13 protein-coding genes are annotated in these 13,385 nt (G+C 70.1%); 11 read left to right on the top strand and 2 right to left on the bottom strand.

From position 1 onward, the window contains the following. The first annotated feature begins 84 nt into the window (after nucleotides 1-84). From AC5RV6_RS14010 to AC5RV6_RS13980, 7 genes are read left to right on the top strand one after another with little or no spacing between them, the layout of a single operon-like run. Nucleotides 85-1,455: an aromatic ring-hydroxylating oxygenase subunit alpha gene (locus AC5RV6_RS14010; protein WP_494007935.1), complete on the top strand. Its 1,371-nt coding sequence runs from the start codon at nucleotides 85-87 to the stop codon at nucleotides 1,453-1,455. Further along, entirely contained in the window at nucleotides 1,452-1,793 is a 342-nt protein-coding gene (locus AC5RV6_RS14005; protein ID WP_494007934.1) for a bifunctional 3-phenylpropionate/cinnamic acid dioxygenase ferredoxin subunit, read from the top strand. Before AC5RV6_RS14010 ends, AC5RV6_RS14005 begins: the two co-directional genes overlap by 4 nt. 32 nt (nucleotides 1,794-1,825) lie before the next feature. Next, nucleotides 1,826-3,037 carry an NAD(P)/FAD-dependent oxidoreductase gene (locus AC5RV6_RS14000; RefSeq protein ID WP_494007933.1) on the top strand — a complete coding sequence of 404 codons (1,212 nt, stop codon included), beginning with the start codon at nucleotides 1,826-1,828 and terminating at the stop codon, nucleotides 3,035-3,037. A gap of 11 nt (nucleotides 3,038-3,048) precedes the next feature. Next, nucleotides 3,049-3,618, top strand: a complete 570-nt coding sequence (locus tag AC5RV6_RS13995; RefSeq protein ID WP_494007932.1) for an aromatic-ring-hydroxylating dioxygenase subunit beta — start codon at nucleotides 3,049-3,051, stop codon at nucleotides 3,616-3,618. Between the two features lie 41 nt (nucleotides 3,619-3,659). Further along, nucleotides 3,660-4,511: a 3-(cis-5,6-dihydroxycyclohexa-1,3-dien-1-yl)propanoate dehydrogenase gene (hcaB, locus tag AC5RV6_RS13990; RefSeq protein WP_494007931.1), complete on the top strand. Its 852-nt coding sequence runs from the start codon at nucleotides 3,660-3,662 to the stop codon at nucleotides 4,509-4,511. Then, nucleotides 4,508-6,127 (top strand): acyl-CoA synthetase, encoded by a 1,620-nt coding sequence (locus AC5RV6_RS13985; protein ID WP_494007930.1) that lies wholly within the window; start codon nucleotides 4,508-4,510, stop codon nucleotides 6,125-6,127. Before hcaB ends, AC5RV6_RS13985 begins: the two co-directional genes overlap by 4 nt. Then, complete coding sequence (locus AC5RV6_RS13980; RefSeq protein WP_494007929.1) at nucleotides 6,127-6,588, top strand: hypothetical protein; 462 nt, start codon at nucleotides 6,127-6,129, stop codon at nucleotides 6,586-6,588. The genes AC5RV6_RS13985 and AC5RV6_RS13980 overlap by 1 nt, the downstream gene beginning before the upstream one ends. An 86-nt stretch (nucleotides 6,589-6,674) precedes the next feature. Here AC5RV6_RS13980 and AC5RV6_RS13975 read toward each other — a convergent pair whose 3' ends face one another. Beyond that, nucleotides 6,675-7,481 carry an IclR family transcriptional regulator gene (locus AC5RV6_RS13975; RefSeq protein ID WP_494007928.1) on the bottom strand — a complete coding sequence of 269 codons (807 nt, stop codon included), beginning with the start codon at nucleotides 7,479-7,481 and terminating at the stop codon, nucleotides 6,675-6,677. A 155-nt stretch (nucleotides 7,482-7,636) separates the two neighbouring features. Between AC5RV6_RS13975 and AC5RV6_RS13970 the strand changes: the two genes are divergently transcribed. Together AC5RV6_RS13970 and AC5RV6_RS13965 are read left to right on the top strand one after the other, a co-directional pair. Continuing rightward, nucleotides 7,637-8,233, top strand: coding sequence for a helix-turn-helix domain-containing protein (locus AC5RV6_RS13970; protein ID WP_494007927.1), 597 nt, complete (start codon nucleotides 7,637-7,639; stop codon nucleotides 8,231-8,233). 146 nt (nucleotides 8,234-8,379) lie between these two features. Then, nucleotides 8,380-9,351 (top strand): zinc-binding dehydrogenase, encoded by a 972-nt coding sequence (locus tag AC5RV6_RS13965; RefSeq protein ID WP_494007926.1) that lies wholly within the window; start codon nucleotides 8,380-8,382, stop codon nucleotides 9,349-9,351. A gap of 12 nt (nucleotides 9,352-9,363) precedes the next feature. Here AC5RV6_RS13965 and AC5RV6_RS13960 read toward each other — a convergent pair whose 3' ends face one another. Beyond that, nucleotides 9,364-11,190 carry an FAD-dependent monooxygenase gene (locus tag AC5RV6_RS13960; protein WP_494007925.1) on the bottom strand — a complete coding sequence of 609 codons (1,827 nt, stop codon included), beginning with the start codon at nucleotides 11,188-11,190 and terminating at the stop codon, nucleotides 9,364-9,366. Between the two features lie 164 nt (nucleotides 11,191-11,354). Between AC5RV6_RS13960 and AC5RV6_RS13955 the strand changes: the two genes are divergently transcribed. Beyond that, on the top strand, nucleotides 11,355-12,674 hold the full coding sequence (locus AC5RV6_RS13955) for an MFS transporter (protein WP_494007924.1): 1,320 nt from the start codon (nucleotides 11,355-11,357) through the stop codon (nucleotides 12,672-12,674). Further along, a complete protein-coding gene (locus tag AC5RV6_RS13950; protein ID WP_494007923.1) occupies nucleotides 12,667-13,377 on the top strand; it encodes a GntR family transcriptional regulator in 711 nt (236 codons plus the stop codon). Before AC5RV6_RS13955 ends, AC5RV6_RS13950 begins: the two co-directional genes overlap by 8 nt. The last annotated feature ends 8 nt before the right edge of the window (nucleotides 13,378-13,385 follow it).

Below are 13,385 nucleotides of genomic sequence, written 5' to 3'. Positions count from 1 at the left end.
AAGGCACGGTCTGATGGGAAACCGGGCCGGCCCCGCCTGCCCCGCGAAGACAGCCCCTTTCGTCTTTTGAAGGAATTGATCCAGATGACCACCACGGATTCCTGCCCGTCGCAGGCCAACGCCGCCATCGGCCGGATGCCACGGCCGGCGCAGATGGCAGCGAACATCGACGTCTCCACCCTGGTGGACGCCGACGGCGGCCTGATCGACCGGTCGATCTACACGGACCCGGGCATCTACCAGCAGGAGATGCGGCGCATCTTCGCCCGCAGCTGGCTCTTCCTTGCGCACACCAGCCAGTTCAAGAAGCCCGGCGACTTCTTCACCACCTTCATGGGCGAAGACCCGGTCATCGTCACCATGGACAAGCAGAAGAACATCCGCGCCTACCTGAACTCCTGCCGGCACCGCGGCGTCCGCCTCTGCCGGGCCGACGCCGGGGCCACCAAGATGTTCACCTGCACCTACCACGGCTGGTCCTTCGACCTGGCCGGCGCCCTGCAGTCGGTGCCCAACGAGGGCGCCTACCCGGCGGACTTCGACAAGAAGCAGTGGGGGCTCATCGAGGTTCCCAACGTCGCCGTCTACAAGGGCCTGATCTTCGGCAACTGGGACTCCGGCGCGGAACCGCTCGAGGACACCCTGGGCGACATGCGCTACTACATGGACGCCATGCTGGACCGTGACCCGGAAGGCACCGAGGTCATCGGCGGCGTCATGAAGTGGGTGCTGGAAGGCAACTGGAAGCTCGCCGCCGAGCAGTTCGCCACCGACTGGTACCACGTGAACATGTCCCACGCCTCGGCGCTGATGGTCCTCTCGCCCACCGGGCGCGGCCCCAAGCCGGAGATCGCCGCCACCCCGGGGCGCCAGTACGTCTCGCCCAACGGCCACGGCGCCGGCTTCCCGACGCACCCGAAGTCGCGGTTCGACGCCCGGCCGGTGCACGAGTACTACGACTACGAGGCCCTGCGCGAGCGCCTGGGCGACGCCGCCGTTGAAGGCCCCATGACCACCGGGCACGCCACCGTCTTCCCGTCCTTCTCCTACCTGCCGGTCAACGGCTCGATCCGCGTCTGGCACCCCAAGGGCCCGGACAAGATCGAGGTCTGGGCCTGGATCCTGGTGGACAAGTCCATGCCGGACGAGGTCAAGGACGCCCAGCGGCTCTACAACCTGCGCACCTTCGGCCCGTCGGGCATCTTCGAGGCCGACGACGGAGAGAACTGGTCCGAGATCCAGGCCATCTCCCGCGGCTTCGTCACCAACAAGGTGCCCCTGAACTTCCAGATGGGCATCGGCAGCGAACGCGAGGACGGCACCTACCCGGGCCAGACCAGCGAACTGTACTCCGACGCCGCCGGGCGTTCCTTCTACCGCCACTGGTCGAAGCTGATGAACACCCCCGCCTGGCACGAAACCACGACCCAGCAGACCCCGGAGGAGACCCCGTGAGCGAGTCCATCACCATCGGAACCGTCGACGACATCGCCGAAGGCGAAGCGGCGGTCATTCCCGCGGCGGAGAACGGCACCGGCGAGGACATCGCCGTGTTCCACGCCGAGGACGGGCAGTTCTACGCCCTGAACGACAACTGCACGCACGAAACCGCGTCCCTGGCCGACGGCTGGATCGAAGGCACCGAGGTCGAGTGCCCGATCCACTCCGCCAAGTTCTGCCTCAAGACCGGCGCGGCGCTGTGCATGCCGGCCACCATCGCGGCCCGCACCCACAAGGTGGAGGTCCAGGACGGCAACGTCCTGCTGTACCCCAACGCCCCCGCCGCCGTCTGATCTGCCGCGGACCGGAACAAGAGAGAACCCCCATGGCTTTGAACTCCGTGACCATCGTCGGCGGCGGGATGGCAGGCTTCACCACCGCCAAGGAGCTGCGCTCGCGCGGCTTCGAAGGCACCCTGACCATCATTGATCCCGCCGGCGTGCCGTACGACCGCCCGCCGCTGAGCAAGGACTACCTGCTCGGCCGGCGCAGCGCGGACGAGATCCTGCTTTCCCCGGCGGACTGGTTCACCGGCCAGGACATCCGGATCGTCCCCGGACGCGCCGCCGCCCTGGACGCCGACGCCGGCACCGTGGAGCTGGAGGACGGCAGCGTCGTCACCGCGGACCGCGTGGTCCTGGCCACCGGCGGCACCGCCCGCCGGCTGTCCATCCCCGGCGGGGACCTGGACTCGCTGCTCTACCTGCGCACCCGCGAGGACGCCGACAGGCTGCGTTCCCTGCTGGCCCCCGGCACCCGGCTGGCCATCATCGGCGCCGGCCTGATCGGCGCCGAGACGGCCTCCTCCGCCAAGGAGCTGGGCGCCGACGTCGTGCTCATCGACCCGGTGGATCCGCCGCTGGTGCCCGCCGTGGGCCCCGAGCTGGCCCGCCGCCTGCATGACATGCACGCCGAACGCGGCATCCGCATGGTCACGGGCATCCCCGCGGCGATCACCGTGGACGCCGACGGCCACCACCTGGAGATGAACAGCGGCGAGGTGATCGACGCCGACGTCGTGCTGGTGGGCATCGGCATCGTTCCGGACACCGGGCTCGCCGTCGCCGCCGGCCTGGAGACCGACAACGGCACCATCGTGGACGAATCCCAGCGCACCACCCACCCCAACGTCTACGCGGTGGGCGACGCCGCGCGCACCCGGCTGCCGGACGGCACGCTGCTGCGCCGCGCCGAGCACTGGGAACACGCCATGAACAGCGGCGCGACGGCGGCCGCGGCCCTGCTCGGCCAGGAACCGCCCCGCCACGGCGCGGCCTGGTTCTGGTCCGACAGGCACGGGGTGCACCTCGAAGGCGTGGGCAGCATGGTCGGCGACGGCACCACCATCATCCGCGAAAAGGACGGGGTGCCCTCGGTGGTGTTCCGGCTGGATGCGGAGGGCTACCTGCTCGGCTGCGCCGCCGTCGACGGCGGGCTCACCGTCCGCGCCGCCCGGCGCATCATCGACCGCCGGATCCTGGTGGATCCGGAGAAACTCGCGGACCCGTCCGCGGACCTGAAGAAGCTCGCCAGGTAAGGACGCACACCATGACCGAACACGTTATCGCCACGCCCGCCGCCACCGCGGCGGATGAACTCGAAGGCCGGCTGGCCGACGCCGAGCTGGCCTACCGGGTCCAGCAGTTCTACTTCCTGGAGGCGGAGCTGCTCGACGACGGGCGCTTCGCCGACTGGCTGGAGATCTTCGACGAGGACCTCACCTACTGGGCGCCGCTGCGCACCAACCGGCTGCGCCGCCAGGCCGCCCTGGCCATCGGCGCCCGCGGGGAGGCCGCCTACTTCGACGAGACCAAGGAATCCCTGGCCTGGCGGATCCGCCGCTACGACTCCGGCATGGCCTGGGCGGAGGACCCGCCCTCGCGCACCCGCCACCTGGTGTCCAACGTGACCGTCCGCCACCACGCCGAGAACGAGCTGAAGGTCCGCTCCGCGTTCCTGGTCTACCGGAACCGGCTGCAGACCGAGACCGACATCTACGCCGGCGGACGCACCGACGTGATCCGCATCCAGCCCGACGGCGGGTTCCGGGTCGCCAGCCGGGAGCTGCTGTTCGACGCGAACGTGCTCCAGGCCAAGAACCTCAGCACCTTCTTCTAGCCGCCCGCAGGCCGGGCCGCCCTTCCTACAGAGAGGTAGAAATGAGCAGCACAGCTTCCGCAGGCTGGGTGGACGGAGACGTCGCCTTCATCACCGGCGGCGGATCCGGCATCGGCCGGGCCGTGGCCGAACGGTTCCTGGCCGAAGGCGCCTCCGTGGCCATCTTCGGCCGGGACAAGGACAAGCTGCAGGCCGTGGCGGACGAGACCGGGGCCGGGGACCGGATCCTCGCCGTCGCCGGCGACGTCCGGGACTCACGCTCCCTGCACGACGCCGTCGCGCAGACCGTGGACCGGTTCGGGAAACTGGACATCCTGGTGCCCAACGCCGGGATCTGGGACTACAACCGCTCGGTGACCAGGCTCGACGGCGAGGAGCTGGGCGCGGCCTTCGACGAACTGTTCGCGATCAACGTCAAGGGCTACCTGCTCACCGTGGAGGCGGCGTGGCGGGAACTGGTCAAGACCCGCGGCAGCATCGTCATGACGCTTTCCAACGCCTCGTTCCACACGGCCGGCGGCGGCCCGGTCTACACCGCGTCCAAGTTCGCCTGCCGCGGGCTGGTCAACCAGCTCGCCTACGAACTCGCCCCCAAGGTGCGGGTCAACGGCGTCGCCGTGGGCGGCATGAACACCGACCTGCGCGGCCCTGAATCCATCGGGCTGAAGGAGCGCTCCATCTCCGCCTCCTTCGCCCGCTCGGAGATCACCGGGAACAACCCGCTGATCCCGCTGCACGACGCGTCGGTGGAGCCGCGGGACTTCACCGGCTCCTACGTCCTGCTCGCCTCCCGGCGCAACTCCGGCAACATCACCGGAGCCATCATTCCCGCTGACGGCGGCATCGCCGTGCGCGGTTTCGGCGACCGCGCCGCAGGAGGAGACGAACTGTGAGCGAGACCAATATCAACCCGGTGGCGGGGCTGCTGCGGCAGGCCCGCTTCTCGCCCCGCAGCCGGGCGATCATCTACGAAGACCAGGTGCTGGACTACGGGCAGCTGGCCGACGACGCGGCGCGGTACGCGCGCGCCTTCGCTGCCGCCGGCGTGCGCCCCGGAGACCGGGTGGCGTACCTGGGCCTGAACAGCCTGACCTTCTTCCGCGTGATGCTGGGCGCCTGGTGGATCGGCGCGGTCTTCCAGCCGCTGAACTTCCGGCTGGCGCCGCGGGAGATCAAGGCGCTGCTGGAGCGCGCCACGCCCCGCGTCCTGGTCGCCGAGCCCTGCCACCAGGACGTCGTGGACCACGTGGTGGACCTGACCGCCGAGGCCGGCGCCGGTTCCGGCGCGGGTGAGGCGTCGTCGAGCGCGGCGCCGCTGCCGGTACTGGCCGACGACGACGCCGCCGTCCCGGTCAAGGCCGCGGTGCGGGAGCACTGGCAGCTGCTGACCGGATTCCTGGCCGCGGCGGACGCCGCGCCCACGCCGGAGCCACTGCCGGCCCGGGACACCGACCTGGCCATCCTGATGTTCACCTCCGGCACCACCGGCCAGCCCAAGGGCGTGCAGCTGACCCACGGGAACGTGTGGTGGAACTCGGTCAACGTGGATTCGCTGGTGGACACCCGGCGCGGCGACGTGAACCTGGCCGTGGCGCCGCTGTTTCACATCGGCGGGCTCAACGCCCTGACCGTGCGGGTGCTGGTGCGCGGCGGGGTGACCCTGATCCGGCGGACTTTCGATCCCCGGCAGGTGCTGGCCGACATCGAGCAGTACCGGGTCAACCAGGCGTTCCTGGTGCCGTCGATGCTCTCGGCGATGCGGCAGGTCGACGAGTTCGAGCGGCACGACCTGACCAGCCTGCGGGCGCTGATCTGCGCCGGCGCGCCGGTGCCGCCGGTGCTGCTCAAGCAGTATGAGACGAAGGGCATCGCGGTGCAGCAGGCTTGGGGCCTGACCGAAACGGCGCCGTTCGCCACCTACCTGCCCACCGAGCTCACCTACGAAAAGCCCGGCTCCTGCGGCATTCCCATGCCCTACACCGATGTGCGGGTGGTGGATCCGGTCACCGGCACCGACGTCACGGAGCCGGGTGCCACCGGCGAGCTGTGGGTCCGCGGGCCCAACGTCACCCCCGGCTACTGGAACAATCCGGAGGCCACCGCCGCCGCCTTCCAGGACGGCTGGTTCCGCTCCGGCGACCTCGGCTACCAGGACGCCGACGGCTACTTCTACATCGTGGACCGGCTCAAGGACATGATCGTCACCGGCGGGGAGAACGTGTACCCCGCCGAGGTCGAGCGGGCCCTGATGGAATACCCCGGGGTGCTCGACGTCGCCGTGGTGGGCGTCCAGGATCCCAAGTGGGGCGAAAACGTGGTGGCCGTGATGGCCTGCCGTGACGGCGTCGTGCCCACCATCGAGGACGTGCGCGAGTTCGCCGCCGGTTACCTGGCCCGCTACAAACTGCCCAAGAAACTGATCGTCACCGGCACCGTGCCGCGCAACGGCTCGGGCAAGCTCGACAAGACGAGCATCCGGCAGATGGCACAGAACGGAGTACCCGCATAATGTCCAGCAACGAAGTCGATCTGCTCAAGTGGCCCGCCCCGCTGCCCGCCGCCTGGCAGGCGGAGGAGGTGCCGGCGCCGTCGGGCTGGCACCGCGCCTACCGGGTCACCGAGGACGGCCGACCCGCCGGTGAGGTCCGGGTGGCGTTCATGACCGCCACCCCGGTGGCCGCGGCGTATCCCGCCGGCGTGCGCGACCGGCTGATGGAGCCGGACGCCGGGGCCGGCCCGCAGGCCCTGCAGCTGGTCTCCGAGATCGTGATGGCCGAGGACCCGGCCTGCCGCCGGCTGGTCGTGGCGGCGGGGGAGGGCGACGTCGAGGACATCGCCCGCGCCGAGGCCGCCGGCTACCGCTACGTGGTGGATGTGGACGTGCCCGGCCGCAGCCTGTCCCTGATGGTCGCCGAACCGGACTGGGTGCTGGAGGAATCCCGCAACCTGGACGACGTGCCCACCCAGTAGGGCCGGGCATGGAGTCGGGCCCGGGCAGCGCCGCGGGGGTGGCGGCGCTGCCCGGCGTCGTGCTTTAAGCCGTGCTGTAAGCAGTGTCAGCCGGTGGGCGCCAGCCGGCGCGGCTGGCTCCGCGGCGAGGCGGCGGCCACCGCGCGGCCCGCGGCATAGCAGACCTTGCGCAGGGCGTTGGCCTGCGAATCCGGTACGAACTTGCCCACCGGCCCGGAAATGGACAGCGCCGCCACCGGGCGGCCGTTGGGGCCCATCACCGGGGCGGCCACGCAGTTCAGGCCGAGCAGGATTTCCTCCCGGTCAAAGGCCAGGCCGCTGCGGCGGACCTCCAGCAGCTCCCGGCGGAACAGCTCCGGATCGGTGATGGTGTGCGGCGTCCAGGTGGCCAGCTCGCCCTTCAGCACGTCGTCGGCGGTGTCCGGATCGAAGGCGAGCAGCACCTTGCCGACGGCGGTGCAGTAGGCCGGAGCGATGCCGCCGATGCGGGAGGGGCTGCGCACCTGCAGGTGCCCGTACAGCTTGTTCAGGTAGACGACGTCGCTGCCCTGCAGCACGGCCAGGTGCACGGTCTGCTTGGTCAGTTCGTAGAGGTCGGCCAGGAACGGGGTGAGCACGTCCCGCATCCGGCCGTGGACGACCGTCTCCTGGTTATCGCCCAGGCTGAGGATCATCCGGCCCAGCCGGTAGGCGTTGCCCGCCCGCTCCACGGCGCCGTTGCGCTGCAGCATGCCCAGCAGCCGGAAGGCGGTGGACTTGGACAGGTCGGCGCGGCGGGCCAGTTCGCTGACCCCGACGCCGGTCAGCGCGTCGGCGCCGAAGGCGTTGAGCAGGCTCATCGCCTTGTCCACGGCGGCCCTGTCATCACGCGCGGGGGAGACGGTGCGGCCCATGTAAACCTCCAACGGTGCAGGTTGCTCGTGGCAATGCTGAGACTGTGGTGCGGCCGGGGGTCCGGCCTACGGCACACGCCGTGTACTTATGGTCCGTGGGCTGCATCACGAATGTCAAAGATGACTTTTCGTCACTTCTAAGTGACACTCTTCACATGCCCCTGAACGACCTCGTGTCCCGCAACATCCGCCGCTTCCGCGCCGAGCGGGAACTCTCCCTGGGCGAGCTGGCCGCCCGCGCCGGGCTGTCCAAGCAGACCCTGTCCAAGATCGAGCAGGGCACCGGCAACCCCACCGTCGGCACCCTGGAGCGGATCGGCGCCGCACTGGGCGTGAGCATCCGCCGGCTGGTCACCGAGTGGGGCTCGCGCAGCGTCGTCTCCCGGGCCGTGGACGCGGCCTGGAAGTCCTCCTTCATCGGCGAGGAACGCAGCCTGGACCGGATCTACGGTTCCGGGTATGTGGAGACCAGGATCGTCATGGTGGACGAGCATCAGCTGACCACCACCATTCCGGCCCGCTCCGCCGGCACCCTGAACCAGGTGTACGTGCTGGAGGGACGGATGGCAGTCGGCCCGGAACAGGAGGAGATCGAAGTCGGCCCGGGCGACTTCCTGCGGTTCCCGGCCGACGTCGTCCACTCCTACCGCAGCCTGGGCGCCAGGGCGGTGGCGCACCTGACCACCACGGCACCTCAGCTGCCGCAGTTCTCCCCGCCGATGCAGGGCGGCGCCGGCACCTGGAGTCCATAGTCCCGCCTGCCGCCTGCCGCCGGGCCCGGCGCCCGGTGCCGTCAGGAGGAACGCGGGCTGGAGAACCCGGCCCGGCCCGGTCAGGCTGATCGCTGAGATCCAGCCGCGCCGACCGGCGCGGCGCCTGTCCTGAAGGAGAGCCCCGCATGCTTGCCGCCGTCGCCGTGTCCCAAAACCCCGAGGAGCCGCTGGCCGGGCTCGAACTGCGGGAGGTGCCGGAACCGCAGCCCCGCCCCGGCTGGACCCGGGTAAAGGTGTTCGCCTCCTCGCTGAACATGCACGACCTGTGGACACTGCGCGGCGTCGGGCACGATCCGAAGAACATCCCCATCATCCTGGGCTGCGACGTCGCCGGGGTCACCGACGACGGACGGGAGGTGGTGGTCCACCCGGTGATTGCCGACGCCGATGCCGGCTACGGCGACGAGACGCTGGATCCGAACCGCGCGCTGCTCTCGGAGCGGCACGACGGCGGGTTCGCCGAGTACATCCTGGTGCCGGACCGGTGCGTGCTGGACAAGCCGCGGCACCTGAGCTTCGAGGAGGCGGCCTGCCTGCCGGTGGCCTGGTCCACCGCCTACCGCATGCTCTTCACCCAGGCCGGGGTCCGCACCGGGGACCGGGTGCTGGTGCAGGGCGCCTCCGGCGGCGTGGCTTCGGCCGCCATTGCCCTGGCCGCCGCCGCGGGCGCCACCGTCTACGCGACGGCGCGCACCGCGGCGAAGCGGGACCTGGCCCTGAAACTCGGCGCCCGGGCCGCCTTCGAATCAGGGGAACGGCTGCCCGAGCGCGTGGACGCGGTCATCGAGACCGTGGGCAAGGCGACCTGGGGTCACTCGCTGCGCTGCCTGCGTCCGGGTGGAGCCATCGTCATCGCCGGCGCCACCAGCGGCACGGACCCGGACGCGGACCTGGCCCGGATCTTCTACCAGCAGCTGCGCGTGCTGGGCTCCACCGGGTCTACCCGCCACGAAACGGCAGCCATGCTGCGGATGGTCGAAGCCACCGGGCTGCGCCCGCAGATCGACCGGGTGCTGCCGCTTGAGCGCATCCACGAAGGCTTCCAGGCAATGATCGACGGCGAGGCCCTGGGCAAGATCGTGGTGGCCGTCGGGTAGCGCCCGGGCAGGTCAGCGCGAGGCCGGCACGGGGGCGGCCAGCACGGCCTGCAGGGCGTCGCGCAGCCGGGCTCCGGCCTCATCTGCATCCCAGACCGCCGCGTTGCAGCGCCAGGCGATGAACCCGTCGGGGCGCACCAGCAGCGCCCCGGCCTCGTCGATCTCCCGCGCCCGCGCCCAATACCCGTACGGATCCTCATATCCGGGCTCACCCACCACCACCACGTCCAGGAACGGCGCCTCCACGGCGGCCGCGGCCTGCTTCCAGGCCTGGCCGGAGAGCCCGGTCAGCAGGGTGAACCTGCCCTTGCCGGTCACGTCGAGGGTGGAGATGCGCCGGCCGTCCCGGCCGACCAGCCAGGCGTGGGGGAGCTTGGCTCCCGGCCGGGTGGTGGCCTGGAGGAAGAGCTGGGGATCGCGGGCAAAGTGCTCCTCGCCCGCATCCGGATCGGACAGCACGGCGGAGCTGGCGTAGCGCTGGTTGAGCTCGACGCCATGAGCGTTGAACTCATAGTTCTTCAGCTCCAGCGCCTTCACGACCTTCGCCCGCAGCCGGGCACCTTCCGGAGTGGGTGCCTGCAGCCGGGCCAGGCCCGTCTCCACCGAGTGGACGCCGTCGTCGCCCAGGGTGTCGAAGCATTCCCGCAGGGGCGCATAGTCCAACCGGGACTGGTTGGCCCGGGCGACGATCTGCGCCCCGACCGGCGCCCGCTCCTCGCTGTAGCTTTCCAGCAGCGCCGGCCCGGCGTGGCCCTTGATGACGTAGGCCAGCTTCCAGGCGAGGTTGAAGGCGTCCTGCAGGCAGGTATTGGAGCCGAGGCCGCTGCTGGGCGGATGCCGGTGGGTGGCGTCGCCGCCGCAGAAGACCCGCCCCCTGGACATCGTCAGCGCGTGCTGCTGATTGACGTACCAGGTCGAGACCCCGTCCACCTCGACCTGCAGCTCCGGGTCACCCACCAGTTCCCGGATTTGGGCGGTGACCCGTTCCAGGGAGAGGTCGGGCTCCCCGGCGTCCTTGTCGAAGCCCCAGCCGGCGATCCATTCATTCCACGGGCGGACGCAGCGCAGCAGGCCCATCCCGATTTCACCGAAGTTGGCGGCGGGGTTCATGATCCAGTGCAGGATGCTGGGCCGGTGGACCACGTACTTCGAAAGGTCGGCACGGAAGCGGACGTAGGCCGTGCCGGCCCGGGCCGTGTGCCCGACAATCTCCAGGCCGATTTCCTCCGCGATCCGGCTCTTGGCGCCGTCGGCGCCGATGAGGTACCGCGCCCGGACGGAGTATTCATGGCCGGAGGTGCGGTCCAGCAGGCGCACGGTGACGCCGTCGGCGTCCTGCTCGTGGCCCAGGTAGCGGGTGGAAAAGGCGACCTTCGCGCCCCGCTCCGCGGCGTTTTTGACCAGCAGCGGCTCCATATAGGTCTGGGGGATGTCCAGCATGGTGCACGGACTGGCCTGCAGGTAATCGCCGGAGCGCTCGTCGCCGGTGCCCCAGGTACGCAGCCGGGCGATTTCCGGGCCGGCCAGCGAGGTGGTGAAGAGGGTGTCGCCCATCTGCTCCCACGGCACGGCGTAGAGCCGCGCCTCTTCCTCCAGCCCCAGGTCGCGCAGCACTTCAACGGCGCGCTGGTTGGTGATGTGGGCCCGGGGAGTGTTTGCCAGCCAAGACCACTGGGACACCATCATGGTCCGGATTCCGTAGGTGGCCAGGGCCAGCGCGGCGGTGGCGCCTGTCGGGCCGGTGCCCACAACCAGGACGTCGGTGTCGTAGGCGTCCGCCGGGCTGGCCTCGTCCAGCCGATCGGCGGCACCGGACACGTCGGTGAAGTTCTGGGACACGGTTTCCCTCCTCAAGGGTGTGATTGGCAACACAACGACTGAGATACTAGCATGCTAGTTGCTGCCCCGAGGTGACGAGCGCCACCACCGCCGCCGGGCCAGCACCCTGCTTTCATTTCGCATCCATGCCCCGGCCCAGCCGCACCGCGAGGAGACACCACGCCATGACGACGACCACTGCACCGCCGACGAGCGCCCGAAAGGTGGCTACGGCCAGCCTCATCGGGACCACCGTCGAGTACTACGACTTCTTCATCTACGGCACGGCCGCCGCCCTGGTCTTTCCCAAACTGTTCTTCCCCGACGCCGACCCCCTGATCGGCTCGCTGCTGGCCTTCGCGACCTTCGGCGTCGGCTTCCTGGCCCGGCCGCTCGGCGGCGTCGTGTTCGGCCACTTCGGCGACCGCGTGGGCCGCAAGAAAATGCTGGTCATCTCGCTCGTCGGCATGGGCGGCGCCACCTGCCTGATGGGCCTGATGCCCACCTACGCGCAGATCGGCCTGGCCGCACCGATCCTGCTGACGGTCCTGCGCCTGATCCAGGGCTTTATGGTCGGCGGAGAATGGGGCGGCGCGGTCCTGATGGCAGTGGAGCATGCGCCCCAGGGCCGGCGCGGCTTCTACGGTGCGTTCCCGCAGACCGGTGCCCCGGCGGGCGTCGCACTGGCCACCGTGTCGTTCCTGGCCGTGGCCCAGCTGCCGGATGAGACGTTCCTGTCCTGGGGCTGGCGGATTCCGTTCCTGGTCAGTGCCGTGCTGGTGGTGGTGGGCCTGGTCATCCGGCTCACGATTGCCGAAAGTCCGGCCTTTGCCGCCGCCCGTGAGCAGCAGGAACTGGTCAAGATGCCGCTGATCGAGTCCTTCCGCCGCCACTCCAAGGAGATCTTCCTGGTGGCCGGCACCTACCTCAGCCAGGGCGTCTTCGCGTACATCTGCATGTCCTACCTGGTCAACTACGGCACCTCGGTCACCGACATCAGCCGCACCCAGGCGCTGTCCGGCGTCGCCGTGGCCGCCGTCATCGCGGTGGTCCTGTATCCAATCTTCGGGGCCCTGTCCGATGCGATCGGGCGCAAGACGGTCTACCTGATCGGGGCCGTCGCCATGGGCGTGGTCATCTGGCCGGCGTTCGCGCTGATCAACACCGGCAACCCCTGGCTGTTCATGGTGGCGTTGGTGCTGGTCTTCGGCCTGGCGATGGCTCCGGCCGGCGGTGCCACGGGGGCGCTGTTTTCCATGGTGTTCTCCCGGGAGGTCCGGTACACGGGCTCCTCGGTGGGCTACACCATCTCCCAGATCTGCGGCCCGGCCTTCGCTCCGATGATCGCCACCGCGCTGCTCGCCTCCACCGGCAGCAGCAACTCGATCGTGCTGTACATGGTGCTCGTCTCGGCCGTCTCGGTGGTGTGCGTCGCGCTGCTGCCCGGTGGCTGGGGCCGGCGCGAAGCCGCCGCCCAGCGGGAGGCATACTGGGTGAATGATTAGTGAGCCAGCCGCCGCCACCGTGGGCACGACCAGAACCGGGGGACGGCTCTCGGGCCACATCTACGAGGTCGTGAAGGCCCGGCTCCTGCTCGGAACCGTGCCCGCGGGCGGGCGGCTGTCCGTGGAGGCCCTGCGCTCGGAGCTGGGCGTGAGCAAGCAGCCGATTATGGACGCCCTGCGGCTGCTGGCCGCGGACGGGCTGGTGGAGATCCGCCCGCAGATCGGCTGCGTGGTGGCGTCCTACTCGCCCGGAGAAGTCAGCGACTTCTTCCACATGTTCGCCGGATTGGAAGGGGCGGTCGCCTCGGTGGCAGCGCGCCGCTGCACGCCGGAGGCGCTCGACCACCTCGAGGAGCTCTCCCGCCGCACCCGTGAGCTGGGCCGGCAGGAGGACCCCCTGGCCCGGTCCCGCGGCTACCTCGAGCTGAACCGGGGCTTTCACGAAGGCATCCACCGGATGGCGGGGTCGCGGATTATTGCCGAGACCAGCCGGCGGATGTGGGATCTCAGCGACTTCCTCATCAACACCTCGGGCATCTCCGAACCCATGGCGGACTCGGTGGATGAGCGGCAGGATGACCACGACCGGATCCGCCTCGCCCTGGCCGAAGGCGACGCGGCCGCCGCCAAGGCGGAAATGGAACAGCACATCCTGCAGACGCTGGACCTGATCGGAGAAGGAGCCGGGACGGCGCCGGCCTGAAAATGACG

The organism is Arthrobacter saudimassiliensis (assembly GCF_059090665.1).
The sequence above is the reverse complement of the archived record's forward strand: the minus strand, read 5'-3'. Positions and strand labels throughout refer to the sequence as shown.